Annotated in this window: 20 protein-coding genes; 10 read left to right on the top strand and 10 right to left on the bottom strand. The window is 64.2% G+C overall.

What is annotated here, in order from left to right; genetic code table 11:
- The first annotated feature begins 48 nt into the window (after window positions 1–48).
- Window positions 49–1,803 carry an acyl-CoA dehydrogenase gene (locus GV819_RS17245; RefSeq protein WP_161757252.1) on the top strand — a complete coding sequence of 585 codons (1,755 nt, stop codon included), beginning with the start codon at window positions 49–51 and terminating at the stop codon, window positions 1,801–1,803.
- A 6-nt stretch (window positions 1,804–1,809) separates the two neighbouring features.
- On the opposite strand, the gene GV819_RS17240 is transcribed toward GV819_RS17245, so the two are convergent.
- Window positions 1,810–2,391 carry a hypothetical protein gene (locus GV819_RS17240; RefSeq protein ID WP_161757251.1) on the bottom strand — a complete coding sequence of 194 codons (582 nt, stop codon included), beginning with the start codon at window positions 2,389–2,391 and terminating at the stop codon, window positions 1,810–1,812.
- Between the two features lie 545 nt (window positions 2,392–2,936).
- On the opposite strand from GV819_RS17240, the gene GV819_RS17235 reads away from it, so the two are divergent.
- On the top strand, window positions 2,937–4,268 hold the full coding sequence (locus GV819_RS17235) for an MFS transporter (RefSeq protein ID WP_161757250.1): 1,332 nt from the start codon (window positions 2,937–2,939) through the stop codon (window positions 4,266–4,268).
- On the opposite strand, the gene GV819_RS17230 is transcribed toward GV819_RS17235, so the two are convergent.
- A complete protein-coding gene (locus tag GV819_RS17230; RefSeq protein WP_161757249.1) occupies window positions 4,259–5,155 on the bottom strand; it encodes a LysR family transcriptional regulator in 897 nt (298 codons plus the stop codon). The genes GV819_RS17235 and GV819_RS17230 overlap by 10 nt on opposite strands.
- A 115-nt stretch (window positions 5,156–5,270) precedes the next feature.
- Between GV819_RS17230 and mdlC the strand changes: the two genes are divergently transcribed.
- The 6 genes from mdlC to GV819_RS17200 all read left to right on the top strand — a co-directional run bounded on the left by mdlC (window position 5,271) and on the right by GV819_RS17200 (window position 13,175).
- Complete coding sequence (mdlC, locus tag GV819_RS17225) at window positions 5,271–6,857, top strand: benzoylformate decarboxylase (protein WP_161757248.1); 1,587 nt, start codon at window positions 5,271–5,273, stop codon at window positions 6,855–6,857.
- Window positions 6,858–6,939: 82 nt separating this feature from the next.
- Window positions 6,940–8,328 carry an MFS transporter gene (locus tag GV819_RS17220; protein WP_161757247.1) on the top strand — a complete coding sequence of 463 codons (1,389 nt, stop codon included), beginning with the start codon at window positions 6,940–6,942 and terminating at the stop codon, window positions 8,326–8,328.
- A gap of 70 nt (window positions 8,329–8,398) precedes the next feature.
- Window positions 8,399–9,334 (top strand): ketopantoate reductase family protein, encoded by a 936-nt coding sequence (locus tag GV819_RS17215; protein WP_161757246.1) that lies wholly within the window; start codon window positions 8,399–8,401, stop codon window positions 9,332–9,334.
- Between the two features lie 146 nt (window positions 9,335–9,480).
- Window positions 9,481–10,956 (top strand): aldehyde dehydrogenase family protein, encoded by a 1,476-nt coding sequence (locus GV819_RS17210; RefSeq protein ID WP_161757245.1) that lies wholly within the window; start codon window positions 9,481–9,483, stop codon window positions 10,954–10,956.
- Between the two features lie 120 nt (window positions 10,957–11,076).
- Window positions 11,077–12,330 carry an OprD family porin gene (locus GV819_RS17205; RefSeq protein ID WP_161757244.1) on the top strand — a complete coding sequence of 418 codons (1,254 nt, stop codon included), beginning with the start codon at window positions 11,077–11,079 and terminating at the stop codon, window positions 12,328–12,330.
- A gap of 131 nt (window positions 12,331–12,461) precedes the next feature.
- Window positions 12,462–13,175 carry a GntR family transcriptional regulator gene (locus tag GV819_RS17200; protein WP_161757243.1) on the top strand — a complete coding sequence of 238 codons (714 nt, stop codon included), beginning with the start codon at window positions 12,462–12,464 and terminating at the stop codon, window positions 13,173–13,175.
- A gap of 4 nt (window positions 13,176–13,179) precedes the next feature.
- Here the strand turns inward: GV819_RS17200 and GV819_RS17195 are convergent, their stop codons facing one another.
- The 3 genes from GV819_RS17195 to GV819_RS17185 all read right to left on the bottom strand — a co-directional run bounded on the left by GV819_RS17195 (window position 13,180) and on the right by GV819_RS17185 (window position 16,816).
- Window positions 13,180–14,130 (bottom strand): PDR/VanB family oxidoreductase, encoded by a 951-nt coding sequence (locus GV819_RS17195; protein WP_161757242.1) that lies wholly within the window; start codon window positions 14,128–14,130, stop codon window positions 13,180–13,182.
- A gap of 65 nt (window positions 14,131–14,195) precedes the next feature.
- Entirely contained in the window at window positions 14,196–15,254 is a 1,059-nt protein-coding gene (locus GV819_RS17190) for an aromatic ring-hydroxylating oxygenase subunit alpha (RefSeq protein ID WP_161757241.1), read from the bottom strand.
- 413 nt (window positions 15,255–15,667) lie between these two features.
- Window positions 15,668–16,816, bottom strand: coding sequence for a MalY/PatB family protein (locus tag GV819_RS17185; RefSeq protein WP_161757240.1), 1,149 nt, complete (start codon window positions 16,814–16,816; stop codon window positions 15,668–15,670).
- Window positions 16,817–17,466: 650 nt separating this feature from the next.
- Here GV819_RS17185 and GV819_RS17180 point away from each other — a divergent pair.
- Window positions 17,467–18,507 (top strand): ABC transporter substrate-binding protein, encoded by a 1,041-nt coding sequence (locus GV819_RS17180; RefSeq protein ID WP_161757239.1) that lies wholly within the window; start codon window positions 17,467–17,469, stop codon window positions 18,505–18,507.
- Window positions 18,508–18,585: 78 nt separating this feature from the next.
- Here the strand turns inward: GV819_RS17180 and GV819_RS17175 are convergent, their stop codons facing one another.
- Window positions 18,586–19,740, bottom strand: coding sequence for an alpha-hydroxy acid oxidase (locus GV819_RS17175; RefSeq protein ID WP_161757238.1), 1,155 nt, complete (start codon window positions 19,738–19,740; stop codon window positions 18,586–18,588).
- Window positions 19,741–19,894: 154 nt separating this feature from the next.
- Window positions 19,895–20,806 carry a LysR substrate-binding domain-containing protein gene (locus GV819_RS17170; RefSeq protein WP_161757237.1) on the bottom strand — a complete coding sequence of 304 codons (912 nt, stop codon included), beginning with the start codon at window positions 20,804–20,806 and terminating at the stop codon, window positions 19,895–19,897.
- Between the two features lie 257 nt (window positions 20,807–21,063).
- Here GV819_RS17170 and GV819_RS17165 point away from each other — a divergent pair, with 257 nt between their 5' ends.
- Complete coding sequence (locus GV819_RS17165; protein ID WP_161757236.1) at window positions 21,064–22,092, top strand: ABC transporter substrate-binding protein; 1,029 nt, start codon at window positions 21,064–21,066, stop codon at window positions 22,090–22,092.
- Window positions 22,093–22,138: 46 nt separating this feature from the next.
- Here GV819_RS17165 and GV819_RS17160 read toward each other — a convergent pair whose 3' ends face one another.
- From GV819_RS17160 to GV819_RS17150, 3 genes are all read right to left on the bottom strand, one after another.
- Complete coding sequence (locus GV819_RS17160; RefSeq protein WP_161757235.1) at window positions 22,139–23,017, bottom strand: response regulator transcription factor; 879 nt, start codon at window positions 23,015–23,017, stop codon at window positions 22,139–22,141.
- Window positions 23,018–23,090: 73 nt separating this feature from the next.
- The gene (locus tag GV819_RS17155; protein WP_161757234.1) at window positions 23,091–24,509 is read right to left on the bottom strand and encodes an aminotransferase; all 1,419 of its coding nucleotides are present in this window, start codon (window positions 24,507–24,509) and stop codon (window positions 23,091–23,093) included.
- Window positions 24,510–24,567: 58 nt separating this feature from the next.
- The gene (locus GV819_RS17150; RefSeq protein WP_161757233.1) at window positions 24,568–25,668 is read right to left on the bottom strand and encodes a polyamine ABC transporter substrate-binding protein; all 1,101 of its coding nucleotides are present in this window, start codon (window positions 25,666–25,668) and stop codon (window positions 24,568–24,570) included.
- Window positions 25,669–25,937 lie beyond the last annotated feature (269 nt).

The following is a 25,937-nucleotide window of genomic DNA, read 5'->3' as shown; positions in this document are numbered from 1 at the left end:
CCGGCGGCTTGGCCGGACCTGCTGCATTTTCATTTGAAGAGGTGAGCCATGTGGAGCTATCAGGCGCCGCTGCGCGATATGCAATTTGTCCTTGAACACTGGCTGCAAGCCCCTGCGGCCTGGCGCCAGGCCCCGGCGTTCGCCGAGCTGGATCTGCCCCTGGCATTGCAGGTGCTGGAGCAGGCCGGGCGCTTCAGCAGTGCGCTGCTGGCGCCGCTGAACAGCAGCGGCGATCGTCAGGGCTGCCGCTTTGCCGACGGCCGGGTGACCACCCCGGAGGGCTTTGCGCAAGCCTACCGGGCGTATGTCGAAGGTGGCTGGCCAGCGCTGGCCTGTGCCGAATCCCTGGGTGGCCAAGGCTTGCCGCAACTGCTGGACGCCGCCTTGCAGGAAATGCTCTACGCCAGCAACCACGGCTGGGCCATGTACACCGGCATCGCCCACGGTGCCTACCTGTGCCTCAAGACTCACGCCGCGCAATGGCTTCAGCAACGCTACCTGCCACCGATCATCAGCGGCGAATGCCTGCCCACCATGTGCCTGACCGAGCCCCAGGCCGGCAGTGATGTCGGCCTGCTGCGCTGTCGCGCCGAGGCGCAGGCGGACGGCAGTTACCAGCTGCATGGCAGCAAGCTGTTCATCTCCGGCGGCGACCAGGACCTGACCGAGAACATCCTGCACCTGGTGCTGGCGCGAATCCCGGGGGCGCCCTCCGGCAGCCGCGGGATTTCCCTGTTCCTGGTGCCCAAGCGCCTGGATTCGGGGCAGGCCAACGGTGTGCGCTGTGACGCGATCGAACACAAGATGGGCATCAATGGCAGCGCCACCTGTTCCCTGGTGTTCGAGGGTGCCAAGGGTTGGTTGATCGGCGAAGCCAATCGCGGCCTGGCGGCGATGTTCGTGATGATGAATTCAGCGCGCCTGCATGTCGGCCTGCAAGGCCTGGGGCACACCGAGGCGGCCTGGCAGAACGCCCTGGCCTATGCCCGCGAGCGCAAGCAGATGCGCGCCCCGCAACGCCCGCCAGGGGTGGCCGCAGCAGAGGCCGACCCGCTCACCTACCACCCGGCCATGCGCCGTGTGCTGCTGGAGTTGCGGGTATGCAGCGAGGGCATGCGGGCCATCGGCTATTGGGCTGCGCACCTGCTGGATCAGGCTGAGCATGGGAGCGAGGAAGCGGCTCGCCAGCGTGCCGGGCAACTGAGTGAATGGCTGACGCCGGTGATCAAGGCGTTTTTCACCGAGCAGGGGTTTCGTCAGGCCAGTCATGCCTTGCAGGTGTTCGGCGGCTACGGCTACGTCCGCGAATTCGCCATCGAGCAGACCCTGCGCGACAGCCGCATCGCCATGATCTACGAAGGCAGCAACGAGATTCAGGCCAACGACCTGCTGCTGCGCAAGGTGCTGGGCGATCAAGGTCGAGCCTTTGGCCTGTTCCTGGAAGAGCTGCGAGAGGAGGCCGAGCAGGGCGTGCAATGGCCCGAATGCCAACTGTTCGCGGTGCAGTTGAACAGCTTGTGCGCCGCCCTTGAGGCGTTGCTGGGCGAAGTGCGGCAGCTGGCGCAGGAAGACCCGGAGTACCCTTATCGGGCCGCCGGGGATTTTCTCTATCTCTGTGGCCTGAGTTTGCTTGCCCTGGCTTGGGCACGAGCTGCCCGGGTGTCGCGGGTACTGCCACAAAGCGACCCGTTGCGTGCGCAGAAACTGCAAAGTGCGCAGTTCTTCTTCAGCTATCTGCTGCCCCAGGTCGAGTCGCGCATGGCCGCGGTGCGTGGAGCTCGGGCACCGCTGGCGTTTGTCTGATACCGCCTAGAAAACCAGGTCCCGCTTGCGGGTAAAGGCCGAGATCCGGCTGTAGCGCCCGTTGTCCAGGCCGATGTTCAGTTCACCGTTGAAGTCGGGGTAGACCACCCGCCCGCTGGACAGCGGCAGCAGGGCGACCTTGAGCTTTTCCACCGGGGTCGAGGTGAACCGCAGTTCCTGGCTGGTGGGCGCCATGTGGGGCAGGGCGTAGCGGGCGCGTTTCAGCTCGCCGACATAGGTGTAGATCATCGGCGTCTGGTAGTTCTGGCCCCAGGGGCGGTAGGTCGACGAGTAGCCGATGATGTTCAGGGTCCGGCCCTTGATGTGGGCAAACATGAAGTCCGGGGTGCTGTCGTTGATGCGGCTGCTGTCGTCCAACAGGGCGTTGGCTTCGCTGACGCTGAGCAGGTTGTTGTCTTCATAGCCATTGCGGTCATAAGCGTGAAAGCCATTGAGCTCGGTCATGGCGCGGATCAGCAATTCCTTCGATGGGTCCGGGTGCATCAGGCGCACGTTGGGCCCGCAGGCGCTCAGCAGTAGCGGCATGCACAAGGCCAGCAGGCAGCCTCTCAGGGCGCGGGTGCTCATGTTCGGTGATTCCTTTCAGGGGGAGTGAAACGCCAGGTTGCAGCCAGGGGCGGCCATGGTCGCCGAACAGGACAGGGTTGTCAGCCCGAGCCTGGATAGGCGGATCGTCAGGCAAATGCCCGGCTCAGTGGATCCATTGCCTTGAGTCTTCCGTAGCCAGGGGCCGAGACGCTCCGGCACAACCCTCAGGATCGATGATCGCTCGATAATCGAACACTATTCAATGCTCTCTCATTTTTTGAATAACTTATTGATAAATAACCAATATAGTTAAATTCACAAGGATTTTTAGCGTTTTTTGACGCGACCTGCCCGGCCGGCGTCGAGCCCGGTCTATTGTCTGTGGATCCATTAACTGATTGATTAGCGCCCTGGCGATGGCGGGAGTGTTCCTGGCCGTCCCCCATAAAAACTACAAAAAAGGGTTTCGTCATGAATGGCCTCTCCAGGCTACGGAGCGTCTCGGCGCCTGTACGCCGCCTGCCTGTGTGCATCTTTGTCTTCGATCCTGCGCGCCGGTCCGTGACCGGCCGGGAGGATCGCCCATGAGCCAGTCTCTGCAACAGCGTGTCGACCAGGGTGCAATGAACCGCTTCCAATGGCTGGCGGTGGGCATTTGCATCGTCCTCAACATGATCGACGGCTTCGACGTGCTGGTCATGGCCTTCACCGCGGCCTCGGTCTCGGCAGAGTGGGGCTTGAATGGCGCACAGATCGGCCTGCTGCTCAGCGCCGGGCTGTTCGGCATGGCCGCCGGTTCGCTGTTCATCGCGCCCTGGGCCGATCGCTTCGGACGCCGCCCGCTGATCCTGTTCTGCCTGTTGCTATCGGGCCTCGGCATGCTGCTGTCCGCCACCAGCCAGAGCCCCTTGCAACTGGCCCTGCTGCGCGGTCTCACCGGCCTGGGCATCGGCGGCATCCTGGCCAGCAGCAACGTGATTGCCAGTGAGTATTCCAACCGCCGCTGGCGCGGCCTGGCGGTGAGCCTGCAATCCACCGGATATGCCCTGGGCGCGACCCTTGGCGGTTTGCTGGCGGTGTGGCTGTTGAGCCATTGGGGCTGGCGCTCGGTGTTTGTCTTCGGCGGTGTGGTGACCTTGCTGGTGATCCCGGTGGTGGTGCTGTGGCTGCCGGAGTCGGTGGACTTTCTGCTGGCCCGACGGCCTGCCGATGCCCTGCTGCGGATCAACCGCCTGGCCCGGCGCCTGGGGCTTGCCGAACTGACCCGGCTACCGCTGGCCACGCAGCGCGAGCCGGGTGCAGCGCAAGGCTTCGGCCAGCTGTTGACCCCCGCCATGCGCCACACCACGTTGCTGATCTGGTTGTTGTTTTTCCTGGTGATGTTCGGTTTCTACTTCGTCATGAGCTGGACTCCCAAGCTGCTAGTGGCCGCCGGGTTGTCGGCGCAGCAGGGGATTACCGGCGGGGTGCTGCTGAGCGTCGGCGGGATCTTCGGCGCGGCGTTGATCGGTGGCCTGTCGTCACGCTGGCCGCTGACCCGGGTGCTGTCGCTGTTCATGTTGATCACTGCCGGGCTGCTGGTGCTGTTCGCCAGTGCCGGCTCGTCGATGGCGGCGGCCTTGGGCCTGGGGCTGTTGATCGGGCTGTTCGCCAACGGTTGCGTGGCTGGGCTCTATGCCCTGTCACCGGTGGTGTATGACGCTTCGGTGCGGGCCACCGGCGTCGGCTGGGGCATTGGCATCGGGCGTATCGGCGCGATTGTCTCGCCGACCGTGGCCGGGGTGCTGTTGGACAGCGGCTGGCAGCCGCTGCACCTGTACGGGGTGTTTGCCGTGGTGTTCGTGATTGCTGCCGGCTGCCTGTTGCTGTTGCGGCCCCGGGTGGTGCAGGGGCAACCGGCACTGGCTCAAGGCTGACCGTCGATGATCGCTTCGGCCACGGTGCGGCAGAACCAGCGCAAGGCGGCGGAGCTGTCGCTGTTGGGGTGCCAGTGCAGGGATACGTCGAACTCGCCCACGGCGAACGGCAGTTCCAGCGTCTGCAGGCCGCCGTCCTGGGTGAACAGTCGGGCGATCTGCGCCGGCAGCACGGCCAGCAGGTCGGTGCCGGGCAAGACCTTGGGCAGCACCGAGAAGTGCGGCACATGCAGGCTGATCCGGCGTTGCACGTTCATCTGCTGCAGCACGTCCTCGACGCTGCCGTGGCCGCTGGTGCGGGTCACGGTGATATGCCGTTCGGCGAGGAACTGCTCCAGGCTCAATTGCTGGCCGATACGCGGATGACGGTCGCTGAGCAGGCACACATAGCGCTCGCGGATCAGTACCTGGCTGCGGGTGCCGCTGATGTTCTTGCGGCAGATCACTGCGTCGACCTTGCCGCTGGCCAGCCATTCGTTGACCTGGTCCACCTGCAACGGCAGGACCTCGACTTCGGCCTCGGGGGCTTCGCGGTTGAGGCGCGCCAGGATCAGCGGCAGAAAGCCCATTTCGCCAAGGTCGGAGAGGGCGATGCGAAAGCGCCGCTCGGTGCAGGCCGGGTCGAAGTGGCGACTGCCGTGCACGGCGTTTTCGATGCGCGTCAGGGACTCGCGAAAGGTCAGGTACAGCTCGTCGGCCAGGCGGGTGGGCTGGATGCCGTCGCGGGTGCGGCTGAACAGGGCGTCGTCCAGCAGTTCGCGCAGGCGCGCCAGGCCGTAGCTGACCGAGGGCTGGGTGACGAACAGGCGCTCGGCGGCCAGGGTCACGCTGCGGGCTTCGTAGAGGGTGACGAAGGTGCGGATCAGGTTCAGGTCGATGTGGCTCATAGGGCCTCAGTGATATAGACAGGTTTTATTTTTAATAGAAATAGTATCGATTTGATCAATCTGATGGCGACTGCAAGAGTACTGCAAATTCTAAAAAGCAGCGGCAAAGGTCCTTATGAAAACCGTCCATAGCGCGTCCTACGAGATTCTTCGCCAACAGGGTCTGACCACCGTGTTCGGCAACCCCGGTTCCAATGAATTGCCGTTCCTCAAGGGCTTTCCCGAGGACTTCCAATACATCCTCGGCCTGCACGAAGGCGCTGTCGTGGGCATGGCCGATGGCTTCGCCCTGGCCAGCGGCAAGCCGGCTTTCGTCAACTTGCATGCGGCCGCCGGTACCGGCAATGGCATGGGCGCGCTGACCAATGCCTGGTACTCCCACAGCCCGCTGGTGATCACCGCTGGTCAGCAGGTGCGCTCGATGATCGGCGTCGAGGCGATGCTGGCCAACGTCGATGCACCGCAACTGCCCAAGCCCCTGGTCAAGTGGAGCCACGAGCCAGCCTGCGCCGAGGACGTGCCGCGGGCCTTGAGCCAGGCAATCCACATGGCCAACCAGGCACCGAAGGGGCCGGTCTACCTGTCGATTCCCTACGACGACTGGGCCCGCGCAGCGCCGGCCGGGGTCGAGCACCTGGCCCGGCGTCAGGTGGCCAGCGCCGGGCTGCCGGCCGCCGCGCAATTGCGCTCGCTGGTGCAGCGCCTGACGGCGGCGCGCAATCCGGTGCTGGTGCTGGGGCCGGATGTCGACGGCAGCCAGAGCAACCACCTGGCGGTGCAACTGGCGGAGAAATTGCGCATGCCGGCCTGGGTCGCGCCGTCGGCTTCGCGCTGCCCGTTTCCCACGCGCCATCCGAGCTTTCGCGGGGTGTTGCCCGCGGCCATCGCCGGCATCAGCCGCTGCCTGGCCGAGCATGACCTGATCCTGGTGGTGGGCGCGCCGGTGTTCCGTTATCACCAGTTCGCCCCGGGCGACTACCTGCCGGCCGGCACCGAGTTGCTGCACATCACCTGTGACCCCGGCGAAGCCGCGCGGGCGCCGATGGGCGACGCCCTGGTGGCAGACATTGCCGAGACCTTGCAGGCGCTGGTCTGGGCCTTGCCGGACAGCGACCGAGCGATGCCCCGGGCCTTGCCATTGGCAGAGCCGGTGGTGGAGCAGGGCGGCCTGCTGCGCCCGGAAACCGTGTTCGATGTGCTCGACGAGTTGGCGCCCAAGGACGCGATCTACGTCAAGGAATCCACGTCCACCGTCGGCGCTTTCTGGCAGCGGGTGGAGATGCGCGAGCCCGGCAGTTATTTCTTCCCGGCGGCCGGCGGCCTGGGTTTTGGCCTGCCCGCAGCGGTGGGGGTGCAACTGGCCAGGCCCGAGCGCCAGGTGATCGGGATCATCGGCGACGGCTCGGCCAACTACGGCATCACCGCCCTGTGGACTGCGGCCCAGTACCAGATCCCGGTGGTGTTCATCATTCTGAAAAATGGCACCTACGGCGCCCTGCGCTGGTTCGCCGATGTGCTGCAAGTCAGCGACGCACCAGGGCTGGATGTGCCGGGCCTGGACTTCTGCGCCATCGGCCGTGGTTATGGCGTGCACTCGGTGCAGGCCAATACCCGCGAGGAATTTGCCCAAGCCCTGAGCGAGGCCCTGGCGGGCAAGCGCCCGGTGCTGATCGAGGTGCCGACCCTGACCATCGAACCTTGAGTGCTTGAACAGCGCCGGGCCACGCGCCCGGTGTTGCCTACCGCGGCTTGCGGATACACCACAACAATAAAAAGAGGTGGTTATGAACACGACGTCCGTCACTGAAGTGCTGGATGCTGCCCCGCTTCAATCACGCTCGGGTCCCGCCAGTGCCGATATCGGCAGCTTGCTGGACCAGGGGCCTTACACCGCCATGCAGAAGATCGTGGTACTGCTGGCGGCGCTGTCCATCGTGATGGACGGTTTCGACGGCCAGCTCATCGGTTTCGCCATTCCGCTGATGATCAAGGAGTGGGGCATCACCCGCGAGGCCTTTGCCCCGGCAGTGGCGGCCGGGCTGATCGGCATGGGCATCGGCAGCGCCTGTGCCGGCCTGTTCGCTGACCGTTTCGGCCGACGCATGGCGGTCATCGCCAGTGTATTGGTGTTCGGCACCGCGACCTGCGCCATCGGCCTGGCGCCGGATGCGCTGACGGTGGCGGCGTTGCGCTTCATTGCCGGGCTGGGCATCGGCGGCGCCTTGCCCAGCGCCACCACCATGACCGCAGAATTCACCCCGGCGCGGCGGCGCACCCTGGCAGTCACGGCGACCATTGTCTGCGTGCCCCTGGGGGGAATGCTCGCGGGGTTCTTCGCTTCCCACGTGTTGCCGTTGTATGGCTGGCGCACGCTGTTCTTCATGGGCGGTGCGCTGCCCATCGTGCTGGGTTTTGCGCTGTTGGCGACGTTGCCGGAATCGCCACGCTTCCTGGCGCGCCGACCGCAGCGCTGGAACGAACTCAGCGCGCTGCTCGGGCGCATGGGGCGGCCAATGCCCGAGGGCACGCGCTACACCGACGCCGTGGAGCAGGCGAGTGAGCAACAAGGCGGCTTCCGGGCACTGTTCGCCAAGGGCTACGGACGTGACACGGTGGCGGTCTGGGTGGCGTTTTTCATGTGCCTGACGGCCGTCTACAGCGCCTTCAGCTGGCTGCCGACCATGCTCCAGGCCGAAGGTTTGCCACTGGCCGTCGCCGGCTCCGGCCTGACCGCCTATAACCTGGGCGGGGTGATCGGTGCGCTGGTCTGCGCGGTGGCCATGACCCGCTGGGGTTCGTTCTGGCCGTTGCTGATCTGTTGTGCCGGCGGTGCCGCCAGCGCCTTTGCCATGCAGGTGCTGGACGTCAACCAGAACACCAACCTGCTGATCTTCGGTTTCGGTGTGCATGGGTTGTTCGTCAATGCCGTGCAATCAACCTTGTATGCGCTGTGCGCGTTTATCTATCCCACTGGAGTGCGGGCCACCGGCACCGCATCGGCCTTGGCCTTTGGTCGCCTGGGGGCGATCCTCAGTGCCTTTGCCGGTGCCACGATCATCACCCGCGGGGGGGCCGAGAGTTACCTGACACTGCTGGGCTCGGTGATGCTGCTGGCGCTGATTGCGCTGGTCGTGGTGCGCCGACATATTCCCCGGCGACTGCCGGGCCTGTGATGAATCCGGCCATAGGCTGGGAGGGCAGGGCGATGATTCACTTCATTCACGCAACAAGCCAGGAGGCTCGATGAACATCAGTATTCTAGGGGCGGGCGCCATGGGCTCGCTGTTTGGCGGGCGGCTGGCGGAGAGCGGCCAGCAGGTCACGTTGCTGGATATCAACGAGGCCCATCTTGAGGCGATCCGCAGCCAGGGTTTGCGTCTGCAGACCGACAGCGGCGACCGGCGAGTGCCCGGGCTCAGGGTTTGCCGCCCGGAGCAGGCTACCGGCCAGCCTGACCTGTTGCTGGTGTTCACCAAGACCCAGCACACCGAGCAGGCGCTGCGCAGCGTTGCCACGCACATCGGCCAGCACACGCTGGTGCTGAGTTTGCAGAACGGCCTGGGCAACGCTGAGGCACTGTGCCGGCATCTCGCCAAGGAGCAGGTGATGATCGGCATGACCACCTGGCCCGGCGACATGGCCGGGCCCGGGCACGTGCACTCCCATGGCGAGGGCGTGGTGCGCACCTTCAGCGTGGACGGCGTCGAGCGCCCGGCCCACGCCGAAGTTGCAGCGGTGCTGGATGCCGCGGGCTTGCAGTGCGCATTGGACCCGAACATCTGGACCACCATCTGGGAGAAGGTCGCATTCAACGCGGCCTTGAACAGCCTGTGCGCCGCCACGGGTTGCACGGTGGGGCAACTGGACGCCAGGCCGGAAGGCCCGGCGCTGGTACGCGCGGTGGTCCTGGAGGTGCTGGCCGTGGCCCAGGCGCAGGGGATTGCGGTCGATGCCCCGCGCTGCCTGGGGAGTGTGTCCCATGCGATTGCTCATCATCGGGCGCACAAGCCGTCGATGCTGCAAGACGTATTGGCCGGCCGGCCCACGGAAATCGGTGCGATCAATGGCGAGGTCGTGGCCAGGGCGCGCGAGGTGGGTGTCGCCGTACCGCATACCGAAACCCTGCTCGGGCTGTTACGCCTGATCGAGGCACGTGCCGCCGCAGGTGCCGATGAGTAGTGCCGTACACCGCGCTCCTGGGCGGGTCGAACCCGAGCTCAGGCTTGCCGGTCAGAAGATGATTGAGGCCCAGGGCGCAAGCCGGTGCCTTCGCCAGCACTGCGGCGCTAGCGATTTATGAATCCCGTTCCTCGAGGAGTTTTGTCATGAGTGATTGCAACGCTGTCTACACCGATCTGCACCTGCAACCGATCGCCGGCCAGTGGCGTGCCGGCGCCGCCGGCAAGACCCTGGCGGTCAGCAACCCGTTCGATGGCGCATTGCTGCTGGAAGTGGCCCAGGCCAACCGCGCCGACCTCGACGCAGCCTATCGCCAGGCTGCCGCGGTGCAGCCGCAGTGGGCGGCCCTGGGGCCGTCGGCGCGAGCGCAAGTGCTGCATGCCGCGGTGGCGATCTTCGACCGGCGCCGGGATGAAATCGTCGACTGGATCATTCGCGAGTCCGGCAGTACGCGGATCAAGGCCCTGGCTGAATGGGGCGCGGCGCGGGCGATCACCCTGGAGTCGGCGTCCTTTCCGGCGCGGGTTCATGGGCGCATTGTCGAATCCGATGTGCCGGGCAAGGAGAGCCGGGTCTATCGCAGTGCCCTGGGGGTGGTCGGGGTGATCAGCCCGTGGAACTTCCCGCTGCACCTGACCCAGCGTTCCATTGCCCCGGCCCTGGCGCTGGGCAATGCGGTGGTGGTCAAGCCGGCCAGCGATACGCCGGTCTGCGGCGGCCTGCTGCTGGCGCGGATCTTCGAGGAAGCCGGGCTGCCGGCCGGGGTCTTCAGTGTGGTGGTCGGCGCGGGCAGCGAGATTGGCGATGCCTTTGTCGAGCACCCGATTCCGTCGCTGATCACCTTTACCGGCTCGACCCCGGTGGGACGAGGCATCGGCCGCATTGCCAGCGGTGGCGAGCATCTCAAGCACGTGGCCCTGGAACTGGGCGGCAACAGCCCGTTCGTGGTGCTGGATGACGCCGACCTCGAACAGGCGGTGAACGCCGCAGTGTTCGGCAAGTTCCTGCACCAGGGGCAGATCTGCATGGCGATCAACCGGATCATCCTCGACGCCAAGGTCTATGACGCCTTCGCCGAGCGCTTTGTGGCCCGGGTCAAGCAGCTCAAGGTGGGTGATCCGCAATCGATCGAGACGGTGATTGGCCCGGTGATCAACGCCAAGCAGTTGCAGGGCCTGCAGGAGAAAATTGCCCTGGCGCGCCGCGAAGGCGCGGAACCTTTGTACGAGGGCGGCCTGCAGGGCAACCTGCTGGCGCCCCACGTGTACGGTGAAGTGCGCGCCGAGATGGACCTGGCGCGCAACGAAATCTTCGGCCCGCTGGTGGGGCTGATCCGCGCACGGGATGAAGCCCACGCCCTGGAGCTGGCGAATGACAGCGAGTTCGGCCTGTCCAGCGCGGTGTTCACCGGCAACCTGGAGCGCGGGGTGAATTTTGCCCGCCAGGTGCGTGCCGGCATGACCCACATCAACGACGTGCCGGTGAACGATGAGGCCAATGCGCCGTTTGGCGGTGAGAAGAACTCCGGCCTTGGACGCTTCAATGGCGACTGGGCGATCGACGAGTTCACCCGTGATCACTGGATCAGCCTGCAACATCAGCCGCGTCAGTATCCCTTCTGATGTAGCCCCCTGAGTCACGCCCGGCCGCCCTGGCCGGGCTTTCGAGCAACCGTTGCCAGATGCGCCGTGAATGGCCTGTCGGGGAACGGCTGCGCCTATAAAAAGCGGAGAACAATAATAATGAGCAACCGTCACTCCTTCCTTGCGCACTCGCTGCTGGGCACCTCCTTGTCATTGGTCGGCTGTGCCTCGGCCTGGGCGGACGAGGGTGGCTTCCTTGAAGGCGCCAAGACCGACCTGCTGCTGCGCAACTATTACTTCAACCGGGATTTTCGCGACCACGATGGGCCCAAGGGGCTGGTCGCGGAGTGGGCCCAGGGCTTCACCCTCAAGTTCAGCTCCGGCTATACCCCGGGCATCGTGGGTTTTGGGCTGGATGCCATCGGCATGTTCGGCATCAAGCTCGATAGCAGCCGCCGGGTCAGTGGCTCCGAGTTGTTGCCGGTGCATGACGATGGCAGCGCGGCGGACAATTTCGGGCGGGCCGGCGCGGCGTTGAAGATGCGCCTGTCGCAGACCGAGCTGAAGGTCGGCGAGCTGTTGCCGGATGTGCCGGTGCTGCGCTATGACGACGGGCGCCTGCTGCCGCAGACCTTTCGCGGGACGATGCTGGTCTCGCGAGAGATCGCCGGACTGGGACTGCAGGCCGGGCAGTACCGCGCGGTGAGCCTGCGCAACTCATCAGACATGCAGGACCTGTCGGCCTGGGCTGCACCGGGGGTGAAGTCCGACGGTTTCAACTATGCCGGTGCCGAATACCGTTTCAACCAGCAGCGCACCCTGGTGGGCGCCTGGCACTCGCAACTGGAAGACATCTACCGCCAGAGCTACTTCAACGTGCAGCACAAACAGCCGGTGGGGGACTGGGTGCTGGGGGGCAACCTTGGTTACTTCATCGACCGCGACGATGGCAGTGCGCGCATCGGCAGGGTCGACAGTCACACTGCCTATGGCCTGTTTTCCGCCTCCACGGCTGGCCACACCCTATACCTGGGGTTGCAGAAAGTCAGCGGTGACAGCCCGTGGATGTCGGTCTATGGCAGCAGTGGCCGGACCCTGGGCAATGACATGTTCAACGGCAACTTCAGCAACGCCGGCGAGCGTTCCTGGCAACTGCGTTACGACTACGATTTTGCCGCCGCCGGCGTACCCGGGTTGCTGGCCATGGTGCGCTATGGCCACGGGGACAATGCCACCACCAAGGTCGGCAACGGCGGCACCGAATGGGAGCGCGATACCGAGATTGGCTACACCTTGCAGAGTGGCAGCCTGAAAAACCTCAGCCTGCGGCTGAACAACGCCACCAACCGGCGCAGTTTCAATCGTGACTTTGACCAGACGCGGCTGATCGTCAGCTACCCGCTGTCGTTCTGACCTGGTTGGCGGCCTGCAGCGGGTGCTGCGGGCTGCACATTCATTGCCTAGCAGCGCGTGAGGCATCGCCGCTGCAGTTGCGCCGGACCTTGCGGTACTATGGCGGCCCACGTTTTCAGGAAGCTGCCTGGATGAGTAAGCCCGGTCAAACGGTGCTGGTTGCGCTGCGCAAGATGATCGCCTCGGGCGAGTTGGCGGCGGGCGAGCGACTGATGGAAGTGCCCACCGCCGAGTTGTTCGGGGTCTCGCGCATGCCGGTGCGCATGGCCTTTCGTACCCTGGAGCAGGAAGGCCTGCTGGTGCGCTTTGGTGGGCGCGGCTTCCAGGTACGTTCGGTCAGTGCCGAAGAGATTGCCGGGGCGGTGGAAGTGCGCGGGGTATTGGAAGGCCTGGCAGCGCGCCAGACCGCCGAACGCGGGCTGTCCAGTGAAGCACGGGCGATCCTTGAGCGTTGCCTGGTGCAGGGTGACGGTTTGTTCGACAAGGGTTATGTCAGCGAAGAGGACCTTGAGGTCTATCACGACCTGAACATGCGTTTTCACCAGGTGATCGTCGCGGGCAGCGGCAACCCGGCCATCGCCGACGCCCTGGCGCGCAACGACCATTTGCCGTTTGCCTCGGTGACCGCCCTGGCGGTGGATCGCCAGGACCTGGCCCGCGAGTACCGGCGTTTCAACTACGCGCACATGCAGCATCACTCGGTGTTCGATGCCCTGGTCAATGGCCAGGGCGCGCGGGCCGAAGCGCTGATGCGCGAGCATGCCAACGCGACCCTGCGTTACGCCGAGACCTTCGGTTCGGCGCTGGCCGATGAGCGCATGAAATTGATCCTGCCGGCATCCTAGGGCTTCAGATGTCCAGCACCAGCAGCGGGGTTTTCGCCCGCGAGCAGCAGGGGGTGAACTGGTCGTTGCGGGCCTGCTCATCCTCAGTGAGGTACAGGTCGCGATGCTCCGGAACGCCCTCCAGGACCCGGGTCAGGCAGGTGCCGCAGATACCTTGCTCGCAGGAAATCGCCACCTCGATGCCTTGATCCTGCAGCACCTGGACCACGCTGCGATCCGCCGGGACCTGCAACACCTGGCCGCTGCTGGCGATCTGGATGGCAAAGCTGCCGTCGGCGCTGTGGTCGCTGGGCGCGGCGCTGAAGTATTCGCGGTGTAGGCAGGCTTCCTGCCAGCCCTGTTCCCTGGCGCTGTCGAGGATGTGCTGCATGAAGCCGCCGGGGCCGCAGACGTAAAGGTGCTGGTCGGCCCGGGGGCCGGCCAGGACCTGGGCCGCATCGAGGGCGCTGGCGGGCTGCTCGTCGAAATGCAGGAATACTCGGTCGGCGAATGCCGAGTCGCGCAAGCGCTGGACAAAGGCCGCGCGCGGTGCGGAGCGAGCGCAATAGTGCAGCTCGAAATCCGCGCCGCTGTGGGCCAGGCGCTCGGCCATGCAGAGGATCGGCGTGATGCCGATCCCGCCGGCGAACAGCAGGCTGCGCCGGGCGTCCGGTTCCAGAGGGAACAGGTTGCGCGGCTCGCTGATACGCAACTGTTCACCTACCTCGATCTGTTCGTGGAGGCTGCGCGAGCCGCCCCGGGAGTGGGGATCCTTGAGCACCCCGATCAGGTAGCGATGACGCTCCTCGGGGTGGTTGCACAGCGAATATTGGCGCACCAGGCCGTTTGCCAGATGCACATCGATATGGGCGCCGGCGCTGAAGGCCGGCAAGGGGCGGCCGTCCACCGCTACCAGTTCGTAGCTGCAAATATCCTCGGCTTCGTTGTGGCGCGAAGCCACCAGCACGTTGATCATCGTCGGTCCTCGGAGGGGCGCCAGCGCAGTGTTCACTGCGCTCTATCGGCAAGGCTGGGGGCGGATTACTGAGCGCGGGCGATCAGTGTTTCCGGGGGGTGGCATTCCTCGGCGATCAAGCGCTCGAGGATGCGCCGCGATTGCACGCCGCCGGCGTCGATATTGAGCTTGAGCAGGCTGCGCTGGGGGTGGCGCAGCAGGTTCTGCTGCTGGCGTTCGAGCATCTCCAGGTCTTCGCTGAAGATCTTGCCCTGGCCTTCGCGAATGCTCGCGGTGAGGGCTGCATCCTGCGGATTGAAGTGGCGTGCCATGCCCCAGAAGTACCAGATCGAGGTGTCGCTCTCGGGGGTGATGAAGTCGACCACGATGCTCGAGGCCTTGACCTCAGGCGCCGCGTCGTAGCCGCCTTGGCCTGCATGGGCCACGCCGACTTCGATCATTACATGGCTGGGCGGGCTGAAGCGGCAGATCTGCCAGCGGTCCACCGGCACATCGTCGGCCAGGTGATTGCCGCGCAGTGCCAGGCGCCAGAACGGCGGCGGCATGACGTTGTGCATGTGCCGGGCGGTGATCACCTGGTCGCCTTCGACGGTGGTGACTGGCGGTGCTTCGTCGATTTCCTTCTGGCCGATGCTGGACGCGTGGACGTAAGTCTCGTGAGTCAGGTCCATCAGGTTGTCGATCATCAGGCGGTAGTCGCACTGGATATGGAACAGCCCGCCGCCGTAGGCCCATTGCGGGTTGTCCGCCCATTCCAGGTGATGGATCAGTGCCGGGTCGGCCAGGGCCTGCTCGCCGGGCCAGACCCAGACGAAGCCATAGCGCTCGACCACGGCGAAGGTCTTGTTGCAGGGGAAACCGCGGACCCGTTGCCCGGGCATCTCCACGGTCTTGCCGTCGCTGCCCATCACCAGGCCGTGATAGCCACATACCAGGTGGCCGTTCTCGAGGTAGCCCAGGGACAGTGGGGCGCCACGGTGAGGACAGAAGTCCTCGACGGCGACTACCCGATCCTCGGGGCCGCGATAGAACACCATCGGTTCGCCACAGATCTGGCGACCAAGGGGCTTGCCCTGCAACTCATCGGGGGTGCAGGCAACGTACCAGGCATTCTTGGGGTACATGGACTCTCTCCAGGCAGATTTTGTTTTTATTTAATGGATCCATTAAATGGTCTGTGCGATAGAAAGGTCAACGAATGTGCCAATATTTTGTGCGATTATCGGATTGTTCGTGTGTTGGCTTTTACAATGGATCCATTTGTCGATTGGAAAAGCGTATCCCGTGCGGCCTGGGGGAAGGACGATGCGCGGTTCTCGGAGGAAGGGCAGGTGGCGCGGGCAGGCGAATTGCCGTTGCCGTGGTAGCTCCGGCAGGTTGATGGCGTTGGCCTGGTTCGAGAGGTCTTGCTGGAGGCGCTAGTGGGCGTTCGGCTGGCCTGGCAGGGACTGGTCGCTCTCCTCCTCGGAACAGCGATCAGCAAGGCGTGCTGCCTGGCCGTAACCGGTCAGGCAGCCAGCGGTGTCAGGTGAACGCTTCAGCGTTGCTGCAGGCTGTTCTCAAGGCGCTGGATACCTTCCTCCAGCAAGGCCCGTGGGCAGCCGAAGTTCAGCCGCACGAACTGCTTGCAGTCATCACCGAACTCCAGCCCGGGGCTGAGGCCGACCTTGGCCTGCTCAAGGAAGAACCCATAGGGGTCTTCCAGGCCCAGGCCGCTGCAGTCGAGCCAGGCCAGGCAGGTGGCTTGTGGCAGATGCATGCGCACGCCCGGCAGGCGGGTCTGCACGGCATGCAGCAGGTAGTCGCGGTTGTCCTGCAGATAGACCAGCAGGGCCTGCAGCCAGGGGCCGCCCAGGGCCAGGGCGGCCTGGGTCGCCTCCAGGCCCAGCGGGCTGACGCTGTCCACCATGCCGGCGCGGGCATTGTTGAAGGCCTGGCGTGTGGCCGGGTCCTGGATGATCGCGAAACAGGTTTTCATCCCGGCGATGTTGTAGGCCTTGCTGGCCGACATCAGGGTAATGGTGCGCCGGGCAATCTCCGGGCTCAGGGATGCGGTGGGAATGTGCCGACGCCCGTCGAAACACAGTTCGGCATGGATTTCGTCGGAGATGATCAGTGCACCCTGATCCAGGCAGGCAGTGGCCAGTGCCAGCAGTTCTTCCTGGGGGAAGACCTTGCCCAGCGGGTTGTGCGGGTTGCTCAGGAGCATGGCGCCGGCGCCTTGCAGGGCCTGGCGCAGAGTGTCCATGGGGGTGACGTAGGTGCCCTGGTCGGTGAGCTGGAACGGCACTTCGACCTTGCGCAGCTGCCAGTTGTCCGCGGCCATGCGCAGCGGGCGGTAGTTGGGGGTTTGCACCACCACCGATTGCTGCGGCTGGACGAAGGCGTGCAGGGCCATGTTGAAGCCGGGCTCGACGCCGGGGAGGAAGATCAACTCATCGGGCTGCACACGCCAGGCGTACTTGTGCCAGAGGTCGGCGACCACCGCGTCGCGCAGTTCATCCCGGGCCACGCTGTAGCCCAGCAACGGGTGCTCCAGGCGTTGTTGCAAGGCCTGGATAATCTCTGGCGCGACGGCGAAGTCCATGTCTGCCACCCACATCGGCAGGACATCTTCGGGGTAACGGCTCCACTTGGTGCTGCCGGTGCCATGACGCGGGTGCAGGGTGTCGAAATCGAAGCTCATGAGTGGGTCTCGTCGAGTCGCATGGGAAAGGTTGCGCTGATTCTAGCGCTCCCTGGCGGAGGTGGTTAACGTCTTCATCCGGGTTTCGCGCGACACGACCTGGGAGGTAGAGGTTTCCAGCAATATGCTGCTCTCGGCGTTCCTGGGCCTGGGGATGATCTCGGGGTGTGTGGTCTTTTCGGCCTGAAGCACTCGCAACAGGGCCAGCCTGCTCATCGAGCAGGGATGAGCGTTTCCCGCAAAGCAGCTTTTCCCTTGCCTGTGCTTCACAAAAACCTCGTTTCGCAATGCCCCGGGTTATGGAAACAATGACCCCCTGCATACGCCTGCTCGACTGCCCCGAGCGCTCCAGCGATGCACTGCCGATCGATTTGTTCTTCCTACAAAAACAACAGGGAGCAAGCGATGAACCGCCATTCGAGCATGACCTCGCCCGGTAACGCCGGACAGGTTGCCAACACACCCAACGAACGGGGCCACAGAGCCCGCAACGATGACGATCCGACTACGCGGCCTGTGCTGCGCAAGTCCGCACATCGCTGACCAAGACTCGTAGCGCCTGGTGCTGTACCGCCCGTGGATACGGTCGCTTCCAGGCTCTTGCTGTGCCGGTTCGTGCGGGCGAGCCGACTTTCTTGAGGATGGGTTTCATGTCCAACACCTTGCGTTGCGGCGTTGCGTTGTCGTGGGTTCTGTTGTGCGCCGGGGCTTCGGCCCAGCCGCAGAATCTCACTGTCATTTCTTTTGGCGGAGCCACTAAGCAGGCTCAGGAAAAGGCCTACTTCCAACCGTTCAACCAGAGCGGGGCGGCCCGGGTGGTGGCCGGTGAATACAATGGCGAGCTGTCGAAGATCAAGGCCATGGTCGATGTCGGCAAGACCAGCTGGGACGTGGTCGAAGTGGAGAGCCCGGAGCTGTTGCGGGGCTGCGACGAGGGCCTGTTCGAACCCCTGGACCTGGCCCGTTTCGGTGATCCCGCGCAGTACGTGCCGGGCACCCTGAGCGAATGCGGCGTGGCCACGTATGTCTGGTCCATGGTCATGGCCTTTGCCCCGCAGAAACTGGCCAAGGCCCCGGAGTCATGGGCCGACTTCTGGAACCTCAAGGACTTCCCGGGCAAGCGCGGCTTGCGCAAGAGTGCCAAGTACACCCTGGAAATCGCCCTGTTGGCGGACGGTGTGCCGGCGGCGCAGTTGTATCAGGTGCTCAACACCCCGGAAGGCGTGACCCGGGCGTTTGCCAAGCTCGATCAGATCAAGCCCTACATCCAGTGGTGGGAGGCCGGTGCCCAGCCGCCGCAGTGGCTGGTAGCCGGGGATGTGGTGATGAGCGCAGCCTATAACGGGCGCATTGCCATGGCGCAGAAGGAGGGGATGCAACTGAGTATTCTCTGGCCCCAGAGTCTTTACGATCCGGAGTACTGGGCGGTGGTCAAGGGCTCGCCGAACAAGGCCTTGGCCGAGGACTTCATCCTGTTCGCCAGCCAGCCTCAGGCGCAGAAGGTGTTCTCGGAAAATATTCCCTACGGCCCGGTGCATCGTCAGGCACTGGGGCTGTTACCTGCGGCGGTGCAGCAGCAGTTGCCCACCTTCGACGCCAACCTGAAGGGCGCCCGGGCTGTGGACGCCGCGTTCTGGGTCGACCATGGCGAGGAACTGGAGCAGCGCTTCAACGCGTGGGCGGCGCGCTGACCATGGCCGGGGTTGCCGGCACGGGCTGAGCGTTCGGCAACCGGGCCCTCGGGCCCTGTTGCCCGTCCTGGTGGGCAGTCAGGGCAGTGGATAGCTGCCGGGAACCAGGAGTCGCTGGTCGATCTGGCTAACGTCGGTATGGCCACACAAGGCCAGGGTCAGGTCCATCTCCTTGGCAATGATCTGCAAGGCCTGGCGAACCCCCGCTTCACCCAGGGCGCCGAGTCCATACAGGTGTGCGCGTCCGATCATCGCGCCCTGGGCTCCCAGGGCCAGGGACTTGATGACGTCCTGGCCGCTGCGGATGCCGCTGTCGAGCCAGACTTCGATTTTGCCACCGACGGCATCGACGATCGCCGGCAGCATGCTGATGCTCGATGGCGCACCGTCGAGTTGGCGTCCGCCATGGTTACTGACAATCAGCGCGTCAGCGCCACTTTCCAGCGCCAGGCGGGCATCCTCGACATCCAGAATGCCCTTGAGGATCAACGTGCCGCCCCAGCGTTGCTTGATCCACTGGATGTCGTCCCAGCTCAGGCAAGGGTCGAACTGCTCATAGGTCCACTCAGCCAGTTGGCGCAGGTCGTGCACTCCTTTGACGTGGCCCATGATGTTGCCGAAATGGTGGCGTCGGGTGCCGAGCATGCCGCTGATCCAGCGCGGCTTGCTCAGCAGGTTCAGCAGGTTGGCCGGGGTCAGTCGCGGCGGTGTACTGAGGCCGTTCTTCAAGTCCTTGTGGCGTTGCCCGCTCAGTTGCAGGTCGAGGGTCAGCACCAGGGCGTCACAGCCTGCGGCCTTGGCCCGGTCGATCAGGCGGCCGACAAAATCCCGATCACGCATGACATAGAGCTGGAACCAGAAGGGTGCGCCAGTGGCTTGGGCAACATCCTCCAAGGAGCAGATGCTCACGGTGGACAAGGTATAGCGGATACCTGCCGCCGCCGCGGCACGGGCCGCGAGGATCTCGCCATCGGCGTGGACCATGCCCGCCAGGCCCGTGGGAGCGATGGCCAGGGGCATTGCCATGTCGATGCCCAGGCGGCGGACCTGCAACGAGCGGTTGTCGATGTTGCGGGCGACCCGCTGGCGCAGCTTGATCCGGGCGAAATCGGCCTGGTTGTCGTGGTAGGTGCTTTCGCTCCAGGAGCCGCCGTCGACATAGTCGTAGAACATTCGCGGTACTCGGCGTCGAGCCAGTTGGCGCAGATCTTCGATACAGGTGATGACGGGCATGGGCCGCTCCTGATTGATGGACTGCAGCAGATTAATCCTCAGGCAGCACCGCGTTGCGGAAAACAATTCCACGGGCGTGAGCGTTTTTTTCTCACGCGCAGCGCTGCTGGCGATAAGCCTGCCTACCGAGGGCGGCTAGCACGGGCAGGTGCTGTCAGGGCAAGGTGTGGGCATTGCCTTGAAGCACCGCGTCGCGACAGACCTGGTGCAGCCAGCGGGCCAGTTCCAGGGCGGCGGCTGAGGGGCTGGGCATATGCAGGGTGTAGTGAAAGGAGGGCATGCTGCGTACCTCACCCAGGGCCAGCAGTTGTCCGTGCGCCAGCCAGTTCCTGGCCAGGGAGGGCCTTGCGAGTATTACGCCCTGAGCGCTGGCGGCGGCCTCGAGCAGCATGCCCAGATCGAGCAGCGCCGGTCCCTGGTCGGGTTCCGGCATGGCCAGCCCGGCCGCTTGCAACCACGGCTGCCAGGGTTCCAGGGGCGAACGCAGCAAGGGCAGGCGGGCAAAATCCCGGGGCAACTGCAGTGGGGCGAAGCGGGCCAGCAAGGCGGGCGCGGCCATGGGCACCAGGCGTTCATCCAGCAGGCGTTGGGCGGGAGGGGCATCGGGGCTGTCGCCGCAGATCTCGAGGTCCCACTGGCCACTGCCGGTGCGGGCCATGGGCGCTGACAGTTGAATCTGCAAGTCGATTTCCGGGTGCGCCTGGCTGTGTTCGCACAGGCGCGGTATCAACACCTGCCGGGCAAAGGTCGGCGGGCTGCAAAGGGTCAGGCGTTGCTGGCGCTGGACGGTGCGGCGGTGCTGGGGGATCGCCACCAGTTGTTGCAGCAGCGGTGTCACTTGTTCCAGATAGGCCGCGCCATGGGCGGTGAGGAGCAGGCTGCCGCCCTGGCGCTCGAACAGGCTCAGCCCGAGCAACTGCTCCAGTCCGGTGATCCGTTTGCGCAGGGCGCTGCAGGTCAGTGACAGGGCTTGCGCCGCCTGCTCGAAACTCTTCAGGCGTGCCGCAGTGTCGAATGCCAGCAACGCATCCAGGGACGGCAGACGGTAGTCGTTGAAACCCTTCATGGGGCGCTCCTGTGCAGCGAACCCGGCCGCAACGGCGGCCAATGGCGGAATCTTACGGGCTGCTGCGGCTGTGGGCGAGCACCAGAGCCGTGGGAAAAAACTTCCCTCGGGGTACGCACTTTATTCCACTTCACCGCGCGTTCGGTTGGTTAGCATCGTTGTGCTGTTCAACGCTGATGAGCGCGGAGCAGCGATTGTCAGTCAAGCCTCTTCAGCCGGCCACCTGCCGCTGAACACAATAAAAAGGAAAACAGGCCATGTTCAAGTCCCTGGTTGGCACGCTGTTGCTGACAATGCTCTGCACTCAAGTCCGGGCCGAGGCGCTGACGGTGATCTCGGTTGGCGGCCTGAACAAACAGGCTCAGCAGCAAGCTTTCTACGACCCTTTTACCCAGCAGTACGGCGGCACCCTGCGAGCCGGTGAATACAACGGTGAAATGGGCAAGGTCAAGGCCATGGTCGACACCGGGAGTGTGACCTGGGACGTGGTTGAAGTGGATCATGCGGAGCTGCAGCGCGGTTGCGAGGGCGGACTCTTCGAGCGCTTGCCACGGATACCGGGCATTGAGCCGGAGGATTTCGTCGAAGACGCGGTAAGCCCTTGTGGTGTGGGTATCTTCATCTGGTCGACCGCCCTGGTCTACGATCCCAAGCGCTTGTCCCGGGCACCTGAGCAGTGGGCCGACCTGTGGAACCTGAAGGACTTTCCCGGCAAGCGCGCCTTGCGCAAGGGCGCCAAGCTGACCCTGGAGATTGCCTTGATGGCCGATGGCGTGCCTGCCGATCAGGTGTATGCGCAGCTGCGCGACCCTGCCGGGGTGGACCGGGCGTTTGCCAAGCTGGACCAGATCAAGGCGCAGATCCAGTGGTGGGAGGCCGGTGCTCAACCGTTGCAATGGCTGGCCTCCGGCGACGTCAGCATGACCTCGGTGTATACCGCCCGGGCAATCAGCGCGCACCTGGAGGGCTACGACTTTCCCCTGGTGTGGAAGGGCAGTCTCTACGACATGGACAGCTGGGCCATCGTCAAGGGCAGTCGCCAGCAAGCACGTGCCTTGCAGTTCATTGCCTTTGCCAGTCAGGCACAGCAGCAGAAGGATTTTGCCGAGATCATGCACAACGGCCCGACTCGCCTGCAAACCCTGGCCCTGATCTCGCCAGAGGTGCAGGGCAACTTTCCCACGGCGCCGGCCAACCTGGCCCAGGCATTGAAGGTGGACAGCGATTTCTGGCTCGATCACGGCGATGAATTGGAGGAGCGTTTCAACGCCTGGTCTGCACGCTGACGGCTCGGGTGAGCGCGGCCTGGCGAGCGCCGGGCTGTCGCCAGGATCAGTCGTCCGCTGGTGAGCGACTGTGGGTCAACCAGTCGATGAACAGCGCAAACAGCTCGGCCTGGGAGCTGATCTCCAGCTTGGTATAAAGGTTCTTGCGGTGCATGCGCACGGTTTCCGGAGAGATTTCCAGCACCTTGGCGGTGGACTTGACCGAGTGGCCACGCAGGATCAAGTGGGCGATTTCGCGCTCGCGGGCCGTCAGCAGCGGGGTGCCGAAGCTCATGAAGGCGGCTTCGATCTGCTGATTGAGGTTGGCTGGCGCCAGGACCAGCGGCGTGCCCTGGGTGGCTTGCCGGAACAACTGCTGCAAACCGTCGGCGGTGCCGAAGCGGCGGATCAGCTCGCGCACCAGTGGCTCCACGGCGCGCAGCAGTGCCAGCGGGTCGCAGGCGAAGCATTCGCCGCTCAGGCCCTGGAACATGCACAGGGAAATCTTGCTCTGCGGGTCGAGGTCGACAATGTAGTAACAGTCCTCGGCGCCACCGGTCTTGAGGTAGTAGGTCTTGTAGTACTCACTGCTGAAAAAGTCGTCGGGAGCGATTTCCGAGAGGTGATAGAAACCTTCGGCCAAACCGTTTTCCACTGCCAGGCAGAACGGATCGAGGAGGTAGCCGCGGGAGAAGTAGCGGTTGATGATCTCGTCGCGGTACTCGCCGACTATGCCTTGCTCAAACAGCAACTGCGGCGGCAAGCCTTTGCGTTCCAGGCTGATCATCATCGACTCGATGGGCGTCAGGGCTGTCAGCGCTGTCGCCAGGTGACGCAGGAAAATGCCGTCGTCCACGGTATTGAATGCCTTGGACAGACCGGTATGCCACGCCTGCAGGCTCTGGAGGGTGAGGGGGGCGACCAGGGGATTCGACGGTGGGTTCATGCCCGGCAGTTTAACTGCCGGGCGCAGGCCGGGTAAGACCCCGAAGCGATGTTTCCTGTGCCCCGGCCCAGGCTCATCTGCCCTGGTACTGGCCGTCACGACGCAACTCGGCGGCAGCCTCGAGGATGCATTCACGCAAGGTGTCGACTATCTCGTCGATCTGTTGGCGGGTGATGATCAACGGCGGCGACATGACGTTGAGGTGGCCGATGGGGCGCACCAGCAGTCCTTTGGCCTGTGCTCGCAAATGGATGCGTTCGGCAATGTTCAGGGCTTCCGGCAGCAGCGCCTTGCTCTGTTTGTCGGCGACGAACTCAACGCAGGCCATTAGCCGCTTGCAACGCACATTGCCTACCAGGGGCAGCTCGGCCAGGGTCTGTAGGCGTTGCTCCATATAGGTCCCTACGTCCTCGACATGGGCCAGCAGGTTTTCCCGCTCGATGATCTCGATGTTCTTCAGCGCCGCGACGCAACTCACCGGGTGCCCGCTGTAGGTGAAGCCGTGGGTGAAGCACCGGCCTTTGCCCGGTTCGCTGATGACCTGCCAGATACGCTCGGAGAAAATGCACGCACCCAGGGGCAGGTAGCCCGAGGTCAGGCCCTTGGCGGTGGTGATGATGTCCGGCTGCATGCCGAATACCTCTTGTGAGGCGAAGAAGGTCCCCAGGCGGCCGAATGAAGTCACGACTTCGTCGGCGACGTATAGCAGGTCGTAGCGCTGGCAGATTTCCCACATGCGCCGGTGATAACCCTCAGGAGGAATGATCACTCCGCCGGAGCCCATGATCGGTTCGGCGAAGAAGGCCGCGACCTTGTCGGCGCCGATGGTCAGGATCTTGTCCTCGAACTCGGCCACGAGGAATTCAAGGAACTCTGCCTCGCTCATGCCGGCTGGAGCCCGGTAGTAGTTAGGGCAGGAGATGTGGTGAAACAGGTCGCTCATGAAGTCGAATTCGGGCGCCCGGTCAGCAGCCTTGTTGCCGATGGACATGGTCAGGAACGTCGAGCCGTGGTACGCGTTGAACCGCGAGATCACGTGCTTCTTCTCATGCTTGCCGCGACTGTTCTGATAGAACTGCACCAGACGGTAGGCGGTGTCCACTGCGGTGGAGCCGCCGGTGGTGAGGAACACATGATTCAGATCCCCCGGGGCCAGGCTCGCGAGCTTCTCACAGAGTTCGATGGCGCTGACGTTGGCCATGTCGCAGAACGGGTTGGAATAGGCCAGTTGCCGTACTTGATTGGCAATCGCCTCAGCCATTTCCTCGCGGCCCAGGCCAATATTGGTGCACCACATGCCACCGACTGCGTCGAGGTAACGATTACCGGCCGTGTCATAGATGTAGGCGCCGTCACCGGCGGCAATGTTCAGCGAACCCTGCTCGCGGTGTTCGTCGAACATATGGAAGCCGTGCATGTAATGCGCCTGGTCGGCGGCCACCAGTTTCGGGTCATCGAACTGTTGGAAAAACGATTTGGGTTGGATAGCCATGGGCTTCACCTCGGGTCGAAGCATTGGGTGGAAAGTCTGTGGAATTCGCGGGTGCGGCTCACTTGCCGATCTTCACCATGTTCCAGGTACGGGTGATCAGCCGGGTGCTGGCGGGAGACTGGATCTTCTGGGTGAACAGCCGCTCGCGGGTCTGGGCATCGGGGTAGATCGCCGGGTTGTCCCGCACCTCGGCGGTCAGCAGCGGCGTGGACTTGAGGTTGGCGTTGGCGTAGCGGATGTAGTCGCTGACCTCGGCCATTACCTGGGGTTGCAACAGGTACTGGATAAAGGCATGGGCGCTGGCCACGTTCGGCGCATCGGCGGGGATATAGAAGTCGTCGAACCAGATCAGCGAGCCTTCCCGGGGAATGAAATAGTCGAGCTTCACCGGTGCCCCGGCCTCGTTGGCCCGGGCCTGAGCGGTGGCGTAGTCGCCGGACCAGGTGGCGCTGACGCAAAGGTCGCCGTTGGCCAGGCCATTGAGGTAGCTGGTGGAGTCGAACTTGCGGATGTAGGGGCGCACCGCCATCAAGGTGTCCTGCGCTGCCTTCAAGTCCTCGGGCGCGGCGCTGTTGGGATTGCGCCCCAGGTAGGCCAGCACCAGCGGCAGAATGTCGGTGGGCGAATCCTGCAGCGTCACCCCGCAGTCGGCGAAGCGCGACACCACCTTGGGGTCGAAGAGCATGGCCAGAGAACCGATGGGTGCATCCGGCATGCGCTCGCGGACCTTGTCGACGTTATAGGTCACACCATTGCTGCCCCAGGTATAGGGCGCCGAGTACTGCACCCCCGGGTCGTAGCTTTCCAGGCTCTTGAGCACCTGCGGGTCGAGGTTCTGCCAACTGGGCAGCAACTGCTTGTTCAACGGCTGGAACACCCCGGCCTTGATCAAGGGCGGCACCAGCGCCGCATTGAGCACTACCAAGTCGTAGCCGGAGCGCCCGGGCAGCAGCTTGCCCTGGACGGTTTCGTAGGAATCGAAGGTGTCGTAGATCACCTTGATTCCGGTAGCCTTCTCGAAGCTGGCGAGGGTGTTCTCGCCGATGTAGTCCGACCAGTTGTACAGACGCAGAGTCTTGTCCGTGGGCTCCCCGGCCAGGGCCCATGCCGCCGTTGCCGCCAGAACCACGCCAAACATCGCAGGGAAAGTTGTACGCATACTTCAATTCCGCCTTGAACGTGATGGAAGGAGCCCGGGTCGAGCCGTTGTTGTTACTGTCCGCGAGCGCCCGGGCGTGTGCCATAACCCGAACGGGTAGGTGGGCTAGAAGGAGGAAGAAGGCGAGGGCGAGCTATCGCCCACGGTTTGTGTAATCATCCGGCCCGTTGCAGGCTTCGAGGCTCATGAATCGGTGGATTTGCTCAGTCCTGAAACCTGTAGAAACAGCCCGCTGGAAAAAAACTCGAATAGGAGTTGCCAGGAATGGA

The organism is Pseudomonas sp. Fl5BN2 (assembly GCF_009908205.1).
GTDB lineage: Bacteria > Pseudomonadota > Gammaproteobacteria > Pseudomonadales > Pseudomonadaceae > Aquipseudomonas.
Note: the sequence above shows the minus strand (reverse complement) of the source record. Positions and strands in the feature narration are given on the sequence as shown.